This is a genomic window from Streptomyces sp. NBC_01176, from assembly GCF_045039825.1.
GTDB lineage: Bacteria > Actinomycetota > Actinomycetes > Streptomycetales > Streptomycetaceae > Streptomyces.
On the sequence record NZ_CP108600.1, the window covers coordinates 497,133 to 513,073 of the forward strand.

Here is a 15,941-nt window from a genome sequence, read left to right on the forward strand (position 1 = left end):
ACCGCGGCAGCACCAGCCATCCGGGCTTCCTGGCCGAGGGCGCGCACCGTACGTCCCCGCTCCACTACGGACCGCAGTCAGCGGCTTCGGTGACCCACTCTCGGGGGCTGTGGACCGCACGGTCCGGGCGGCGACAAGCGGGGCGGCATCCACCACGGGACCACGCCGGTGCGGTGAGACGAGCGGGGATCAGCGGTCGGCGATGTCCTCGCGCAGGCCGTCGGAGAACTCCCACCACGACAGGGGAAGCCAGTCGCCGTTGACGAAGGCGTCCACCGTGGCGCCCCGACCGCGGACAGTCACGGTCGTCCCGGGAGGGTACGTGGTGCCGGACAGGCCGGGTACGGGGACAAGCAGGGTTCCGAGTCTCTGTGCTGACACCTTTCGCTCTCCCTTTCCATTCTCTCGCTACGGCAGGGGAATGCCATTCATCGCGACATTACCGGCTTGTCCGATCGGGCAGACCGGACAATCATGAGAGATGGGTCACGCGACAGAGCGGCGGGGCGGCGGGGGTGACAACCGGACGCGCATTTCCCGACGGAGGTGACAGCAGTGAAGGCCGTTGTGTACAAGGAGCCGTTCACCGTGGCGGTCGAAGAGGTCGAAAAGCCCGGCATCCAGCACCCGAACGATGCGATCGTGCGCATCACCTCCACCGCGATATGCGGGTCGGACCTGCACATGTACGAGGGTCGCACCGCTGCCGAGCCCGGCATCGTCTTCGGCCACGAGAACATGGGAATCATCGAGGAGATCGGCCAGGGCGTCACCGCGCTCAAGAAGGGCGACCGGGTGGTCATGCCCTTCAACGTCGCCTGTGGTTTCTGCACCAACTGCGTGGAGGGATTCACGGGTTACTGTCTCACCGTCAATCCCGGTTTCGCGGGCGGCGCTTACGGCTATGTCGCCATGGGACCGTACAAGGGCGGTCAGGCCGATTATCTCCGCGTCCCCTACGCCGACTTCAACTGCCTGAAGCTCCCGCCGGGAGAGGAACACGAGAGCGACTTCATCCTGCTCGCCGACATCTTCCCCACCGGCTACCACGGCTGTGAACTCGCGCAGGTCCGACCTGGCGAGAGCGTCGCGGTCTACGGCGGAGGACCGGTTGGGCTCATGGCCGCGTACTCGGCACTGATACGCGGTGCGAAGAAGGTGTTCGTCGTGGACCGCATCCCCGAACGGCTGCAGAAGGCCGAGGAGATCGGCGCGGTTCCGATCAACTTCGCCGAGGGCGACCCGGTCGAGCAGATCAAGGACCTGACCGAGGGCGTCGGAACCGACAAGGGCGTGGACGCCGTCGGCTACCAGGCCACGGCGCACGGCACGGATCACGAGGAGCCGGCGACCGTCCTCAACTCGCTCGTGGGGACGGTCCGGGCGACCGGAGCGGTCGGCGTACCCGGGCTCTATGTCCCGTCCGACCCCGGCGGCCCGGACGAGCAGGCCAAACACGGCATGCTCCTCGTGGCGATCGGCAAGCTCTTCGAGAAGGGCCTGAGGATCGGGACGGGCCAGTGCAACGTGAAGCGCTACAACCGCTTCCTGCGCGACATGATCATCGAGGGCCGGGCGAAGCCCAGCTTCGTCGTCTCGCATGAATTGCCCCTGGACCAGGCGCCGTCGGCGTACGACAAGTTCGACAAGCGGATCGAGGGCTACACGAAGGTCGTGCTGCACCCGTAGTCCCGGCAAACCGACAGGACCCGTCCGCAAGGATGGACGAGAGGCTGGAGTCGCAGTGGGTCATGCGGCTCCAGCCTCTCGGCGTGCTGCCCGCGCACGTGCCGCACCGGCCGCCCGACCGCGGTGGCCGGATCCGTCGTGTGCCCGCATGCGAGGAGCGCGGCAGATGAAACGATGAGCCCTGCATGCGCCCCCGTGTCCCTGGGGAGAATGCGCGAATACCAGCGCTCGTACGGTTGAGCTGCCGCGTTCCACCATCGCCAACTCCCCAGGAAAGCAGGGTCGGCTGCCATGCTGCTGCGTCTGCCCACGTCCGTGTCCGAAGCACAGGAGTGCATGGCCGAGGGGGCGGAGCCGATAGGCGGCGCGACACTGGTCTGGGCCACCTGGCAGCGGGACGGTTTCCCGGAGCGGGCCATGTCGCTGCGCAACCTGCCGGAGGCCAACGCGATCGGGCCCCGGTCGCTCGGCTCCGCCGTGGTGCTGAACCGGATCGACGACCGTGTGCCGGAGGTGTTGCGGCGGGCGGCGGGCTCGGTGGGGACCGGAGCCGTCCGCCGGACGGCCACCGTGGGGGGCAACCTCGTCGGCAGCACGCTGCGCTGTCTGCTGCCCGCGGCACTCGTCCTGGACGCCGGTGCCACGGTGCTGGAACCGGACAGGGTCTACGAGACCGACCTGGCCGAGGTGATCGCCAAGCACCATCTCCTGCTCAGCCTCCACTGGCGTGAACCCGTGGTCAGCGGCTACCACAAGGCGTCCGGCGATGCGGGCGGTCCGCCGCCCCTCGTCGTCGCCACCGCCGTGCACGCCGAGGCCGACGGACGCCACCGCCTGCGGGTAGCGGTCCGGGACGGCTACGACGTCCTCTGCGAGAGCGTCGAGTGCGACACGGACTCCGCTCAGGTGCTCCACACCCTGGACCGTACGGACATCGGCGCACTCCACTCCACCGCTTCGGAGTCGGTCCGCGAACAGGTCACGGCCGTCCTGGCCCGCGCCTCCGACCGGTGATCCGGAGCTCCCGACTGTCCACGGACCGGCCGCAGTTCACGTCTCGTCGGCCGGAAGCGCGTACAGGTGCGGAAGGTTGACCACGATCGCCTCCTGAGTACTGCGGGCGATGACGACCACCGCTTCGTCGTCGGGGTCCGGGTTCTCCTCCCGGTGCGGTACGAACGGCGGGACGAAGATGTAGTCGCCCGGGGAGGTGCGCAGCCGTACCTCCTCCGGCTCGCTGCCCGAGTCGTCGAGGAAGACGAACTCGGGATGTCCGCTCACCACGTAGATGGCGGTCTCGGACTCTCCGTGATGGTGGTCGGAGGAGGACGTGGCGGGCGCCACGTGCGTCTGGCCCATCCACAGCTTCTCGGAACCCACGTTCTTCCCGCTGACGGCCGCGAACCTGCGCATGCCGCCGCTCTGGGCGGTGTCGCCGTCCAGGGAGTCGGACCGGATGTGGTGCAGGCGGGTGCGCAGCGGTGCCGCCGGGCGGCCCGCGGTGTCGTGGAGATGAGGGTGAAAGCCTTCACCAGGGGTCGTCGACGGCTCGCTCATGGCGGGGACGCTAGAGCGGGCCGGAAAAGGATGTCAAGTGGTGTCCATTGCCGTTCACCTGCGGCAATGTTCCCGCAATGTGAGGCCCGAGCCGTTCGACGCCCTTCGCGCCGCAGGCTCCTCGGGCATGATGTGCGCATGCATATTTCCGCGAAGGCGGACTACGCCATGCGGGCGCTCCTGGAGCTCGCCCGTGAACCCGCCCGTCCGCTCACCTGCGAGGCCATCGCCTCTTCGCAGGAGATCCCGTTCCGGTTCCTGAAGTCCGTGGTGGGCGAGCTGCGCAGAGCGGGCCTGGTGCGCAGTCAGCGGGGCTGCGAAGGCGGCTACTGGCTTGGCAGGCCCGCGGAGGAGATCACCCTGCTGGACGTCGCGCGCGCCGTCGACGGCGAGTTGATCACCCTGCGCGGCGCGCCACTGGAGGGCCTCGACTATCCCGGTCCGGCGGCGGGGCTGCCGGGTGTGTGGCGCGAGGTCGAAGCGGGCGCGGCCGCGGTCCTGGGCGGGGTGACCCTGAGGTCGTTGCTGCCCGGGGCAGCGGCCGGCGGGCTGGCCCGGACGGGCGCCGCGTGACCGGCTCGCCGCTGCCGCCGTCGGTCGAAGTGGTGGAGTACACCGACCCGTTGTGCCCCTGGGCCTGGGGATCGGAGCCCGTCTTCCGCAAGTTGCGGGCGGCGCTGGGCGGCCGGGTGCGCTGGCGGCGGGCGTACGCGATCCTCTTCGACCACGACGACGACCCGCCGCCCGACCCGGTGGCGGAGACCGCCTGGTACGCGCGCTACGTCGAGGAGATCAGCGCGCACAGCCACGCCCCGCGCGCCCTGCGGCTCAGCCGTGTGGCGGCCAGCTCCTGGCCCTCCTCCCTGGTCGCCAAGGCCGCCGAACTCCAGGGCGGTGACGTGGCCGAGCGGGTGCTGCGACGGCTGCGGGAGACCGTCTTCGTCCTCGGGGAACCGGCGGACACCGCCGCGCTGGCGCTGTCCGCGGTACGCGGCACGCCGGGGCTCGACCTGCGGCGGCTGACCGCCGAGGCCGCGTCCGGGACGGTGCTCGAGCAGGTGCGCGCCGACCGGGCCGAGGCCCGTCGGCCCGTCGCCGAGGTGCTGGCGCCGGGGGGCGGGTCACCGCATCCCGGCGCGGCCAAGGAGACCGGCGACGGTGGGCGCCGGTACGCGCTGCCGACCCTGCTGGTCCGGTCCCCCGCCGGGTGTCGCGCGGTGCCCGGCTGGCGGTCCTTCGAGGAGTACGCCGCCGCCGTGGACGCGCTCCGTCCCGGGCTGCTGAGGGTCCCCGCACGGCTCTCCCCGGTGGACGCGCTGGAGCGCTACCGGAGCCTGACGGATCCCGAGCGGCGGCTGCTCACGGACGGTGCGTGGCCGCCGGCGCACGCCGTGCGGGTGGACACCGGCAACGGTCCCTTGTGGCTGCACCCCGATGAGGCCGCGGCGCATCCCGCCGCCGACCACTGAGTACTCCCCCCTGGCCCGCGGGTCTCTGATCTGCGATCAGTGACCGTCCCGCCGAATGAGACACCAATTGGTGTCCATTGACAGCCGGTCGAGGCTGCCCCCAGGATGTGCAGCATGCTCACGACGCACCCCGGTGTGGTGTGCCGCTACGTGGACCTGCGGCGCACCAGCAGCGCACTCTGTCGCTGACCTTCCGCCGTCCCCGGCCCGCAGGCGCCTGACCGCCGCTCTCGGCACCGGCCGCCCGCCACTCGCCCGAGCCGCGCCCGTCCCCCTGCGTCCGCGCCTTTGCCTCAGCGCCTCCGTGCACCGTCGCACGCCTTCTCCCTCTCCGGGCCCGCCTCCATGGGCCCCCGACCTTCCCTGCCCTGGGCGCCACGCACCCCGACTGCGCGCGGTCGCCTCTCCCGGTATGCCCGTCCGGGTCTCGGTCGACGGTGCGTACGGGCGTCGAGCCGGGCCCCGCGCCCTGCTCCTTCGCCCGCACTCCTGCTCCCCGCGCCCGCGCCCTCTCGCTCTCGCTCTCCTTCTCCCTCTCGCTGCCTCCGCTCCGCCCGTCGCGCGCCGCTTCTTCCGCCGCGACCCAGGCCGGGGCCCACCACAGGAAGAAAACGATGCCCGCTCAACTCACCACCCAGCGCCGCAGACTGGCCCCCCCTTCGTCCCCACGGACCCGAGGCCCGCGGGCCGCCGCCCTCGCCACCGCCTTCGTCGCACTGCTCGCACCCGCCCTCAGCGCGTGCGGTGGTGACACCGCGGCCGCGGGTGGCGGTGCCACCTTGAAATGGACGTCCTCCTACTTCCCGACCCACTGGGACCCGGTGGTCGGGGGCAGCGGCGCTCAGTTCCGTGAACTCGCCCTGACCTACGCCTCGTTGACGCGAACGGACGAGACGGGCAAGGCCGTTCCCGACCTCGCCAGGAGCTGGGAGTACAACGCGAAGGGTGACGAGATCACCTTCCATCTGCGCCCCGGCCTGAAGTTCAGTGACGGTCAGCCGGTCGACGCCGCCGCCGTCAAGGCGGCCATCGAACGGGCCCAGAAGCAGAAGAACTCGGCGCTCTTCGGCGACCTGACCTCCATCAGGTCGGTGGACGCCGAAGGACTGGACGCCGTCCTTCACCTGACCCAGGTCGACTACCAGATCCCTCAGTTGCTCGGTGAGCGCGTGCTGCAGATCGCCAGTCCACAGGCGGCGAAGAACCCCGCGAAGCTGGACCAGAACCCGGTCGGCGCCGGTCCGTTCACCGTCACGCAGCTGATCCCGGGGACCAAGGCGGTCCTCAAGAAGAACCCGGACTACTGGGACGCGAAGAACATCCACATCGACAACGTCGAGCTGACCTCCGCTCCGGACGCCTCCACCGTCGTCTCCGGTCTGCAGACCGGCGTCTACAACTTCGCGGACCTGGACCCGAGTCAGGCGTCTGCCGCCAAGAAGGCCGGCCTGGACGTCTTCGTACAGCCGGGCTTCAACGCCTCGAACCTCAGCCTGAACATCAACAAGGCGCCGTTCGACAACGACAAGGTCGTCGACGCCGTCCGTCACGCGATCAACCGTCAGGAGTTCGTGGACAAGCTGACGTTCGGCTACGGCGAGGTCACGGACCAGCCGTTCCCCAAGGGGTACGTGGCCTACGACCCGAAGTCCGAGGCCGACTACCCCTACGATCCGGCGAAGTCGAAGAAGCTGCTCTCCGAGGCGGGCTACAAGGCGGGTGACATCAAGCTCGACCTGGTGATCCCCGCGGACGACCCGCAGGCCGAGATCGTCCAGTCGCAGTTGGCCAAGGTCGGCATCACCGTCACCATCAAGGTCGACAAGAACTGGGCCACCCCGTTCTTCGCGAAGAACCTGAAGTTCTCGCTGTACGGGACCACCGGCCGTGACTCCGCGGCGCAGACCCTGACCGCCCACTTCGGTCCCAACGGCCCGCTGAACCTCAGTTCGCCCTACGAGCCCGCCGGTTTCGAGGCCGCCATCGCCAAGGTCCGCCAGACCCCGCTGGACTCGCCGGACTACGCCAAGGTGCTGCAGGCGGCGACCCGGGCGGGCTTGAAGAGCAAGGCCCTCGTCTTCACGTACTCGCAGCCGAATCTCATCGCCAAGAGCAAGTCGATCTCGGACCTGCCGAAGAACCCGGCTCACATCGACTGGACCGGCGTGACCATCTCCAGCGGTAACTGACATCCGTCCACTACAGAGAGGGGGCAACTCCATGACGACGACAGCGGTACAGGCCGCGCCTGCCCGGCGTCGCGGGGTCGCCGTGACCAGGGTGCGGCACACGCTGGGCCGTGTCCTGATCGCCCTCGCCCGGTCGATCGCGATCTTCGTGCCCGTCTTCCTGGTCGCGACGTTCGTGACGTTCGCGCTACGGTCGCTGAGCGGACTCAGCCCGGCGCGGATCCAGCTGGGCGAAGAGGCGACTCCCGAGGCGATCCACCGGGTCGAGTCCCAGTGGGGACTCGACCGGCCCTTCCTGGTCCAGTACTGGGACTGGTTCAGCGGTGTCCTGCACGGACAGCTCGGCGCCAGCTGGACCAACGGCGCCGACATCTCCACGCTCATCGGCCTGGGCCTGGAAGTGAGCCTCTCCGTCGCGACGTTCGCGCTCGTCATCGGCGTACTCGTCGGTTTCGTCCTGGGTACCGTGGCGGCGCTGCGGCGGACCACCTGGGTCGACCGCGCGATCACGGGCTTCGTCACCCTCATCTCGGTGATGCCGGCCTTCGTCGTCGGCATCGTGCTGGTCGCGGTCTTCGCGGTCGGGCTCCATGTGTTCCCCTCCGCCGGCTACATCCCGGCACGACAGGGAATCGGCCCGTGGCTCGCGCACATCACCCTCCCGGCGATCGCGCTGAGCTTCGACGTCGTCGCGGACGTCGCCCGCCAGCTCCGCGGCAGTCTCGTCGCGGCCTACCGGGAGAACTACGTGACGGGCGCGCTGGTACGCGGACTGGGCGCACGCCGGATCTTCCTCGTGCATGTGCTGCGCAACGGCATCGGGCCGGCGCTCGCCACCCTCGGCCTGAAGTTCCCCGCGCTCGTCGGTGCCTCGGTCGTCACCGAGTGGATCTTCGGCCTGCAGGGCTTCGGCAGGTTCGCCAACGACTCGGCCCAGGCCGGCGACGTACCGGCCGTGCAGGGCGTCCTCGTGGTGTCGATCGTCCTCGTCGTCCTGTTCAACCTGATCGTCAACCTGGTGCTGGCGCGCGTGACGCCGGCCTCCCAGCGAGGGGTATGACCATGGTGCGCCACGTCCTCTCACTCGCGTCCGGCCGGATCGCCGTCGCCATCCTGACCGTGATCGCCCTGCTCGCGGTCCTCGGACCGTTGCTCGCCCCGCAGAACCCCCTCGCCACCAGCGACCACACACTCGCGGCCGCGTCGGGCTCCCACTGGCTCGGGACGGACTACCTCGGCCGTGACGTACTGAGCCGGCTGCTCGACGGCTCCCGTGTCAGTGTGTTCGGCTCGCTCGAAGTCGCCCTGATGGCACTGGTGGTCGGCGCGATCCCCGGCATGCTGTCGGTCTACCTCGGCCGGGTCTTCGAGTGGGTCACCCTCCGGCTGGCCGACACCCTGGTCGCACTGCCGTTCCTGCTGTTCGCGGTCGCGGTGATCGCGCTGCTCGGCAACGGCATCACCCAAGCCATGTTCGTCACGGGCGCGTTGGTCTCCCCGCTCTTCTACCGGGTGGCCCGCGCCGCCACACTGGCCGTCGCCCGCTCGCAGTACGTGGAGGCCGCGCTGATCTCCGGTGCCTCGATCGGCTGGATCGTACGGCGCCATGTCTGGGTCAAGGTGCTCCCGCCGATCGCCGTCGCACTCGCCCAGACCATCGGCGTCGGCTTCATCATCGTGTCGAGCCTGACGTTCCTCGGCATCGGGGTCCAGCCCCCCGCGCCCACCTGGGGCGGCCTGCTCGCCTCGGACCTCGGCTACCTCAGCTACCAGCCGTGGGCGCCCCTCGCTCCCGCGGTGCTCATCATGGTGACGGTCTGGGCCAGCAACCTGCTCGCCGACGCGATCCGCGACGTCTCCGGCGAGGCGGGCCGGGCCTTCGTCAACAACCGCAGGGCTCGCGCCAACCGCCTCGACAAGTCTGAGCCCGTTCCCACCGGAGGTGCGTGATGACGACGCTGTCCCAGAACGCCGCCCGCGAAAGGACCCACGGTGCCACGGCCGCCGACGCTACCGGTGCGCCTGGTGCGACGGGTGCGACGGGTGCGACGGGTGCGACGGGTGCGACGGGTGCGATCGCGATACCGGGTACGACCGGCGCGACCGGTGCCACAGCCGCGCCCGTGCTCGCCGTCCGCGGGATACACATCAGTGACCTGGCCGGTGACCGCGAGATCGTCCACGGGGTGAGTTTCGAGCTCACCCCCGGCAAGGCCGTCGGCATCGTCGGTGAGTCCGGCAGCGGAAAGACCCTGACCTGCCGTGCCGCGCTCGGCATCCTGCCCCCGCACTTCGAGGTCACCAGCGGCTCGATCGAGATCACCGGCACCGACATCGCGACCCTGACGCCGCAGCAGTGGACGGCCCTGCGTGGTGCCACGATCAGCGCGGTCTTCCAGGACCCCGCGTCCTACCTCAACCCCTCGATCCGGGTGGGCCCGCAGATCGCCGAGGTGGTCCGGGTCAAGAAGAGGCTGAAGCGGCGGGAAGCGCGCCATCGCGCCGTCGAGCTGCTGCGGGCGGTGCAGTTGCGCGACCCGGAACTGGTCTACGGCCAGTACACCCACGAGCTCTCGGGAGGCATGCTCCAGCGTGTCCTGATCGCGGCGGCGATCGCCGCCGATCCACGGATCCTCATCGCCGACGAGGCCACGACGGCACTCGACGTCACGGTCCAGGCCGAAATCCTCGATCTGCTGGCCGAGTTGCGTCAGCGCGCCGGCCTCGCCCTGGTGGTCGTCTCCCACGACCTGGCCGTCGTCGCCCAACTCTGCGACGAGGTCCTCGTGATGCGTCGGGGCGAGGTGGTGGAGCACGGTCCCACCGAGGCGGTGCTTCACCGTCCACGGCACGAATACACCCAGTTGCTCATCGCCGAACACGAGCAGTACGGCCTGGAGAAGTTCCTCACGCCGACGGAGGACTCATGACCGCCGCACTCACTCCGGACGGGTCCGCCGGTACACGCCAGGACGCCGTCCTCGAGGTCACCGGCCTGGACGTGCACTACGGCCTGCGCCGCCGGCGCCGTCGCGCCCTGCACGGACTCTCGCTGAGCGTCGCGCCGGGCGAGACCGTCGGGATCATCGGCGAGACGGGCTCGGGCAAGTCCACCTTCGCCCGTACCGTGCTCGGCCTGGTCCGCGCTTCGGCGGGCCGGATCGTCATCGGCGGCGAGGACGTCAGCGCGTACGGCCCACGCCAGTGGCGCGGTCTGCGCCGGCGCGGTGTGGTCCAGTACGTCTTCCAGGACCCGCTGCGCAGCCTCGACCCCGACCTCACCGTCGAGGAGTCCCTGGTCGAGCCGCTGCTCGTGCAGGGCGTCGCGCGGACGGAGGCGGGCGACAGGGCCCGTACCTTCCTCGCCCGCGTGCGCCTCTCGGAGGAGCTGCTCGACCGGCTGCCCGGGGAGCTCTCCGGGGGCCAGCGGCAGCGGGTCGCGGTGGCCCGGGCGCTCGTCACCGAGCCGCGGCTGGTCATTCTCGACGAGCCTGTCAGCGCTCTGGACTCCGCGAACCGCGTCCAGGTCCTGCAGATCCTCAAGGAACTCCGCGCCGCCGGCGTGGCTCTCGTCTTCATCTCCCACGATCTCGGGTCCGTCGCCGGGATCGCCGACCGCATCGCGGTGCTCTACCAGGGCGAACTCGTCGAGGTCGGTGCCGCCCGGGACGTCATCACCCACCCGCGGCACGACTACACCCGTCTGCTCGTCAGCTCCGCGCCCACCCTGCGGACGGCCTCGGCCGACCGGGCGGAGCGCGACGCGCTGCGCGCCCTGCTGTACGCCTGAGCACGGCACGGACCCCGGGAACCACACCACTGCGGATCTCCCCCAACCCACCGGATTCCGGAACCAGCGATCCACAGAACTCAGAACCTCAGAACCTCAGAAGCATGGAGAGGAACACCCATGTCCCGCACCCTTCACCTCGCGCTGCACCCCTACGGTGTCGGCGGCCCCGGCCAGCACGGTCTGTGGAAGGACCCGCGCGTCGCGAAGAACGCGAGCATCGACATCAACTACTACATCGCGCAGGCCAAGGCGGCCGAACACGCGCTCTTCGACGCCCTGTTCATCGTCGACAGCCAGTTCATCAACTCCACCTACCCGGCGCACTACCTGAACCGGCTGGAGCCGCTCACACTGCTGTCGGCGGTCGCCACCCACACCCGGCACATCGGCCTGGTGGGCACGGCCAGCTCGACGTACAACTCGCCCTTCAATCTCGCCCGTCGGTTCGCCTCCCTCGACCACATCAGCGGCGGCCGCGCGGGCTGGAACGTCGTCACCAGTTTCGACACCGGAACGTCCAGGAACTTCGGGCTCGACGAGCACCTCGACTACACCACGCGCTACGGCCGCGCGCTGGAGTTCGTCCAGGTCGCCAGGGGTCTGTGGGACTCCTACGAGGACGACGCGTTCCCGGCCGACGTGGAGCGCAACGTCTTCCTCGACCCGGCCAAGCTGCACGCGCTCGACCACGAGGGCGAGCACTTCAAGATCGCCGGGCCGCTCAACCTCTCCCGCTCTCCGCAGGGCCAGCCGGTGATCTTCCAGGCGGGTGTCTCCGAGGAGGGGCGCGACCTCGCGGCGCGGGTCGCCGAGGGCATCTACGCGCCGGGCGGCAGTCTGCGGCAGGCGCAGGAGTACTACGCGGACATCAAGTCCCGCACCGCGTCGTACGGCCGCGACCCCGAGCACATCAAGATATTCATCCACGGCGGCCCGGTCGTCGCCTCCACCGACGAGGCGGCCAGGCGGCGCGAGCAGGAGATCTTCGAGGAGGACAACGACTTCGACCGCAACCTCGCGCTCCTCGGCCGTTCCTTCGGCGCCTACGACTTCAGCGGGCACGACCTGGACGCGCCGTTCCCGGACGTCGCGCACCTCGCCGAGAAGGGCGGCCGTACCGGCGCCGCCAAGCTCATCGAGCGCGCCAGGGCAGAGAACCTGACGCTACGTCAGGTGGCGGAGTCGGTCAGCGAGTTCCGCCGCTCGCCGTTCGTCGGGGCGCCGACGACGGTGGCCGACACCATCGAGCAGTGGTTCGCCGCGGGTACCTTCGACGGCATCAACCTCGCCTTCCGCAACAACGACGACCTGGAACTCTTCGTCGACGGTGTCGTGCCGATCCTGCAGAAGCGGGGCCTGTTCCGCACCGCGTACGAGGCCGACACCCTGCGCGGCAACCTCGGCCTGCCGGTCCCGGCCAACCGTCACACCCGTGAGCCCCAGCTCGTGAACGGCTGAGGGCAGGATCATGACCGAACTGTCGGTGACCGGTGGGCGCGACGTGCACACCGTCCGGTTCCCGCTCGAAACGCCACCGGCGACGGTGGACGTGCTGATCGTCGGCGCGGGCCCCGTCGGCCTGTCCGCGGCGGTCGAGTTGACCGCCCGGGGCGTCCGGGTCGCCGTCGTCGACCGCGCCCGCACCGCGACACTGGTGCGGGCCGGCGCGATGGGTCACACCCCCCGGGTGGTGGAGCACTTCCGCCGCTGGGGACTGCTCCAGCGGATCCGTGACGCGTGGACCTATCCACCGGAGTGGAACCAGGGCACCCGGCTGGTCACCTCTCTCGCCGGGCACGAACTGGTACCCGTACCGCGCCCGTCGTTCGGCGGCCGGGGCGGCCGCGGGTCCACCTCGCAAGAGGCCCTGCGCCGGCCGCAGACCGTGCTCCAGCAGGTCTTCCTCGACCACCTCCGGGAGCGGGGCGTGAGCGTCACCGGCGGCTGGGAGCTGACGGCGCTCGGCGACCACGCCGACGGCGTCGACGCCGAGGTGGTCGGTGTCGGCTCCGGCGAGCGGCGCACCGTGCGCGCCGCGTACGTCCTCGGCACCGACGGGGGCAGCAGCACCACCCGCCGTCTGGCCGGCATCGAGCGCGAGGGTGAGCACGCGACCGAGAAGCGGCTGCGTCTCATCGTCCGCACCGGTGACATCTCCGGCCGGGTCGGAGCGGCCCCGAGCGGAAGCAACATCGTCCTCAATCACAAGGCGGCCGGATTCCTCGCCGCCGTGAGCACCCGCGAGTGGCGGGTGTACGCGGGCCCGTACCCGGTCGACCACGAGCCCACCGAGAACGAACTGCTGGAGATCGGCCGTGCCGCGTTCGGGTTCGACCTGGACCTCGAGCTGGTCTCCGCGACGACCTTCTACCACGCGACCCGGATCGCCGAGACGTTCCGCCTCGGCCGCGTGCTGCTGGCGGGCGACGCCGCCCATGTGCGGACGCCCGGCGGCAACCTCGGTGAGGGCTTCGGCGATGTGGTCAACCTCGGCTGGAAACTGGCCGCGGTGCTCAAGGGCCACGCGCCCACGACACTGCTCGACTCCTATGACCAGGAGCGCCGCAGGCACAACTGGAGGGTCGCCGACCACGCCCTCGAACGCTCGCGGCGCGCGCAGCGGACCCTCGCGGAACTCCGTGAGGGAGGCATTCCCGACGACGCGGATCTGAGCCCCGAGGCCTTCCGGCGCCGGCGCGAGATCGGGGAGCGACTGGGCCGGGACCGCTCCGACGCGGCGGGCGTCGCCTATGACGAGCGCTACGACGCGTCGACCGCCATCTGGTACGAACCCGGCCAGGTCGACTCCGAGCCCCGCTGGCGCGCGGACGTCTACGAGGACGACCCGCGGCCGGGGCACCGGGCACCCGACGGACTCATCGATCCGTACGGTGGCACGCTCCACGATCGCATCGGCAACTCGTTCGCCCTGCTCGTCCTGACCGAGGACCGCCGTGTCGAGCGGGCCTTCGTCTCGGAGGCCACGGCGCGCTCGTTGCCGTTCACGGTGATCCACCTGACCGATCCGGAGGCCCGTGCGGTCTACGGCGCCGGCCATGTGCTCGTACGCCCCGACCAGCACGTCGCCTGGCGCGGCACGGAGCTTCCCGACGCGGGTGCGGCCGCGGTCCTCGACCGGGTACTGGGCGGCGCCCGCGACGGGTCCGCGACGCCCGGTCTCGTCGCGGCGGGCGCGGCCGGCCGATGAGCGGCCCGGTCACCTCGGCATCGACCCCCCTCCCCCCGCGACCGGGGAACGACACGGTCCGATCCCTGAAAGGCGAGCACTCATGACCCCCCTGACACCGCGGTTCAGACTCGGCTTCCTCACCCACGTCCAGGGCCGCGGCGACGACCAGGCCCGGACGTACCGGAACGCGCAGGAGCTCTTCGTCGTCGCCGACGAACTCGGCTTCGACACCGGCTGGGTGGCCCAGCACCATGTGCCGGCCGGTGGTGGCGGCCTCTCCTCGCCGTGGACGTTCCTCGCGCACGCCGCCGCGCGGACCAAGCGGATCCGGCTCGGCACCGCCATCACCGTCCTCCCGCTGGAGGACCCGGTCCGGCTCGCCGAGGACATCGCCGTCGTCGACACGCTCAGCGGCGGGCGCGTCGAGATCGGTGTGGGCAGTGGATACAGCGACACGGAGTACGCCGCGTTCGGCCAGGACGTCGCCCGCAAGCGCGAGTTGACCAGCGAGAAGCTGAGCGCGCTGCGTCGGGCGCTGGCCGACGAGGAGGTGCGTACACCCGGTTTCCGCATCCAGCCGACGCCCGGCGACTTCACGGACCGGATCTGGCAGGGGGTCTTCAGCGACCCCGGCGCACGGCACGCCGCCGGCGGCGGCTCGAACCTCCTGCTCAATCGCGCGGCGTACGGCTTCGACGCCCCCACCGACGAGGTGCAGCGCCCCTGGGCGGACGCGTTCCTCGACGCCTGGGAGAGGCCGCGCCGTCCACGGATCGGGCTGTCCCGGTTCGTGTTCCCGGCGAAGGACAGACGCACGGCCCTTCAGCAGATCGGCGACGACGTCCACCGGGCGGCTCTTCGCCACGGGGAGAGCGGTGCCTTCCCGAAGGACCTCAGCGTGGACGAGGCGCTGCGTCGCTTCCATTCCTTCTACGGCCATCCCGACGAGATCACCGCCGCGCTCCGCGAGGAGAGGGTGCTGCCGGTCGCGACCGACCTGATCACCCAGTTCAACCCCGCCGTCCCCGACCACGACGCCGCGATCCGTGCCCTTGAGCTCATCGCGACCGAAGTGGCGCCCGCCCTGGGCTGGAAGCCCGCGACCGTGCCCGACCTCGCAGGAGCGTGAGATGACCCAGTACACCGACTACCACGGCCCCGAAGGCCTCCGGACCCGCGGCACGATCATCGTGGTGCCCGGCCGGGGCGAGGGCCGGGCCGCCTACGCCCGGTTCGGCAGGCGGCTCGCGGCCGACGCCTACCGCGTCCGCGTCGTCGACGCCCCGCGCATCGACGCCGACGATCCGACCGGCTCGCTGGCGCGGTTCGGCGCCGGGCTCGCCGCGGCCGTCGAGGGTGCCGCGGCCGAGGACGGGGTGGTGCGTCCCGTCGTCCTCGTCGGGGCCGACACCGGCGCCGCCGCCGTCGCCGCGCTCCTCGGCCAGGAGGAGTCACCTGTCGCCCGGCTGCCGGAGGCCGTCGTTCTCGCGGGACTGCCGGGACGCGGCGCCGACACCGACGGCTCCGGGGACACCGGCGCTGCAGGGGGTGCGGTGGGAGCAGGGGGATCGTGGGAAGACGAACTCGATGTCCGTACCTTCTGCCCGGCCCACCGAGCAGTCCTCACCGACGACTCCGGGACACAGCGGGGCTCGCTCGGCACCGCGGTGCCGGGTGAGCTGCTCGACGCGGCCCACCAGGTCGACACGGCCGTCCCCATCCTGATCCTCGTCGGCGACGCCGATCCGCTCGCGGACCGCGACGCTCTCACCCGCACCGCGAAGTCCCTGTCTCGCGGCCGCCTGGCGGTGGTCCGGGACGCCCACCACGACGTCCTCAACGACCTTCAGCATCGCTCGGTGGCCGCCGAGGTCGTCACGTTCCTGGAAACGGTCCGCAACACGCTGGTGCCCGTCGTCGCGGTGGAGTCGAGCGCGTGGTGACGGCCGGCTCCTTCAGTGACCGCCCCCGGCGGCCCGGTACCGCGACCCCGCGCCGTGCGGCGCGGGTCGGCCGGTCCGCCGGGCGGAGCGGATCCGTCACCCCGACCCGCC

General features: G+C 70.9%; 15 protein-coding genes. 13 read left to right on the forward strand and 2 right to left on the reverse strand.

Annotation, left to right across the window (positions count from 1 at the left end; translation table 11 throughout):
* Positions 1-189: 189 nt before the first annotated feature.
* Positions 190-381 (reverse strand): hypothetical protein, encoded by a 192-nt coding sequence (locus OG199_RS01785; RefSeq protein ID WP_030190387.1) that lies wholly within the window; start codon positions 379-381, stop codon positions 190-192.
* Positions 382-555: 174 nt separating this feature from the next.
* Here OG199_RS01785 and OG199_RS01790 point away from each other — a divergent pair, with 174 nt between their 5' ends.
* On the forward strand, positions 556-1,689 hold the full coding sequence (locus OG199_RS01790; RefSeq protein WP_356801236.1) for a glutathione-independent formaldehyde dehydrogenase: 1,134 nt from the start codon (positions 556-558) through the stop codon (positions 1,687-1,689).
* 291 nt (positions 1,690-1,980) lie between these two features.
* Positions 1,981-2,703 carry an FAD binding domain-containing protein gene (locus tag OG199_RS01795; protein ID WP_401804817.1) on the forward strand — a complete coding sequence of 241 codons (723 nt, stop codon included), beginning with the start codon at positions 1,981-1,983 and terminating at the stop codon, positions 2,701-2,703.
* Positions 2,704-2,739: 36 nt separating this feature from the next.
* Here the strand turns inward: OG199_RS01795 and OG199_RS01800 are convergent, their stop codons facing one another.
* Positions 2,740-3,246: a cupin domain-containing protein gene (locus OG199_RS01800; protein WP_356801238.1), complete on the reverse strand. Its 507-nt coding sequence runs from the start codon at positions 3,244-3,246 to the stop codon at positions 2,740-2,742.
* A gap of 138 nt (positions 3,247-3,384) precedes the next feature.
* Between OG199_RS01800 and OG199_RS01805 the strand changes: the two genes are divergently transcribed.
* From OG199_RS01805 to OG199_RS01855, 11 genes are all read left to right on the forward strand, one after another.
* Positions 3,385-3,819 (forward strand): Rrf2 family transcriptional regulator, encoded by a 435-nt coding sequence (locus OG199_RS01805; protein ID WP_356801239.1) that lies wholly within the window; start codon positions 3,385-3,387, stop codon positions 3,817-3,819.
* A complete protein-coding gene (locus tag OG199_RS01810) occupies positions 3,816-4,715 on the forward strand; it encodes a DsbA family protein (RefSeq protein WP_405827478.1) in 900 nt (299 codons plus the stop codon). Before OG199_RS01805 ends, OG199_RS01810 begins: the two co-directional genes overlap by 4 nt.
* Positions 4,716-5,329: 614 nt before the next feature.
* A complete protein-coding gene (locus tag OG199_RS01815; protein ID WP_405827480.1) occupies positions 5,330-6,904 on the forward strand; it encodes an ABC transporter substrate-binding protein in 1,575 nt (524 codons plus the stop codon).
* Positions 6,905-6,935: 31 nt separating this feature from the next.
* Positions 6,936-7,964: an ABC transporter permease gene (locus OG199_RS01820; protein ID WP_405827482.1), complete on the forward strand. Its 1,029-nt coding sequence runs from the start codon at positions 6,936-6,938 to the stop codon at positions 7,962-7,964.
* Positions 7,965-7,966: 2 nt separating this feature from the next.
* Positions 7,967-8,854: an ABC transporter permease gene (locus OG199_RS01825; protein WP_405827484.1), complete on the forward strand. Its 888-nt coding sequence runs from the start codon at positions 7,967-7,969 to the stop codon at positions 8,852-8,854.
* Positions 8,854-9,834 carry an ABC transporter ATP-binding protein gene (locus OG199_RS01830; protein ID WP_405827486.1) on the forward strand — a complete coding sequence of 327 codons (981 nt, stop codon included), beginning with the start codon at positions 8,854-8,856 and terminating at the stop codon, positions 9,832-9,834. Before OG199_RS01825 ends, OG199_RS01830 begins: the two co-directional genes overlap by 1 nt.
* Positions 9,831-10,694, forward strand: coding sequence for an ABC transporter ATP-binding protein (locus OG199_RS01835; RefSeq protein ID WP_405827488.1), 864 nt, complete (start codon positions 9,831-9,833; stop codon positions 10,692-10,694). The genes OG199_RS01830 and OG199_RS01835 overlap by 4 nt, the downstream gene beginning before the upstream one ends.
* Positions 10,695-10,814: 120 nt before the next feature.
* The gene (locus OG199_RS01840; protein ID WP_405827490.1) at positions 10,815-12,155 is read left to right on the forward strand and encodes an LLM class flavin-dependent oxidoreductase; all 1,341 of its coding nucleotides are present in this window, start codon (positions 10,815-10,817) and stop codon (positions 12,153-12,155) included.
* 10 nt (positions 12,156-12,165) lie between these two features.
* A complete protein-coding gene (locus OG199_RS01845; RefSeq protein ID WP_405827492.1) occupies positions 12,166-13,905 on the forward strand; it encodes an FAD-dependent oxidoreductase in 1,740 nt (579 codons plus the stop codon).
* Positions 13,906-13,987: 82 nt separating this feature from the next.
* Positions 13,988-15,016, forward strand: a complete 1,029-nt coding sequence (locus OG199_RS01850; RefSeq protein WP_405827494.1) for an LLM class flavin-dependent oxidoreductase — start codon at positions 13,988-13,990, stop codon at positions 15,014-15,016.
* Position 15,017: 1 nt separating this feature from the next.
* Complete coding sequence (locus OG199_RS01855) at positions 15,018-15,830, forward strand: alpha/beta hydrolase (RefSeq protein ID WP_405827496.1); 813 nt, start codon at positions 15,018-15,020, stop codon at positions 15,828-15,830.
* The last annotated feature ends 111 nt before the right edge of the window (positions 15,831-15,941 follow it).

Excerpts from the sequence above, each read along its gene's own strand:
- OG199_RS01795 (WP_401804817.1), top strand. The coding sequence starts at position 1,981 with ATGCTGCTGCGTCTGCCCACGTCCGTGTCCGAAGCACAGGAGTGCATG.
- OG199_RS01800 (WP_356801238.1), bottom strand. The coding sequence starts at position 3,246 with ATGAGCGAGCCGTCGACGACCCCTGGTGAAGGCTTTCACCCTCATCTC.
- OG199_RS01805 (WP_356801239.1), top strand. The coding sequence starts at position 3,385 with ATGCATATTTCCGCGAAGGCGGACTACGCCATGCGGGCGCTCCTGGAG.
- OG199_RS01815 (WP_405827480.1), top strand. The coding sequence starts at position 5,330 with ATGCCCGCTCAACTCACCACCCAGCGCCGCAGACTGGCCCCCCCTTCG.
- OG199_RS01820 (WP_405827482.1), top strand. The coding sequence starts at position 6,936 with ATGACGACGACAGCGGTACAGGCCGCGCCTGCCCGGCGTCGCGGGGTC.
- OG199_RS01825 (WP_405827484.1), top strand. The coding sequence starts at position 7,967 with ATGGTGCGCCACGTCCTCTCACTCGCGTCCGGCCGGATCGCCGTCGCC.
- OG199_RS01830 (WP_405827486.1), top strand. The coding sequence starts at position 8,854 with ATGACGACGCTGTCCCAGAACGCCGCCCGCGAAAGGACCCACGGTGCC.
- OG199_RS01835 (WP_405827488.1), top strand. The coding sequence starts at position 9,831 with ATGACCGCCGCACTCACTCCGGACGGGTCCGCCGGTACACGCCAGGAC.
- OG199_RS01840 (WP_405827490.1), top strand. The coding sequence starts at position 10,815 with ATGTCCCGCACCCTTCACCTCGCGCTGCACCCCTACGGTGTCGGCGGC.
- OG199_RS01845 (WP_405827492.1), top strand. The coding sequence starts at position 12,166 with ATGACCGAACTGTCGGTGACCGGTGGGCGCGACGTGCACACCGTCCGG.
- OG199_RS01850 (WP_405827494.1), top strand. The coding sequence starts at position 13,988 with ATGACCCCCCTGACACCGCGGTTCAGACTCGGCTTCCTCACCCACGTC.
- OG199_RS01855 (WP_405827496.1), top strand. The coding sequence starts at position 15,018 with ATGACCCAGTACACCGACTACCACGGCCCCGAAGGCCTCCGGACCCGC.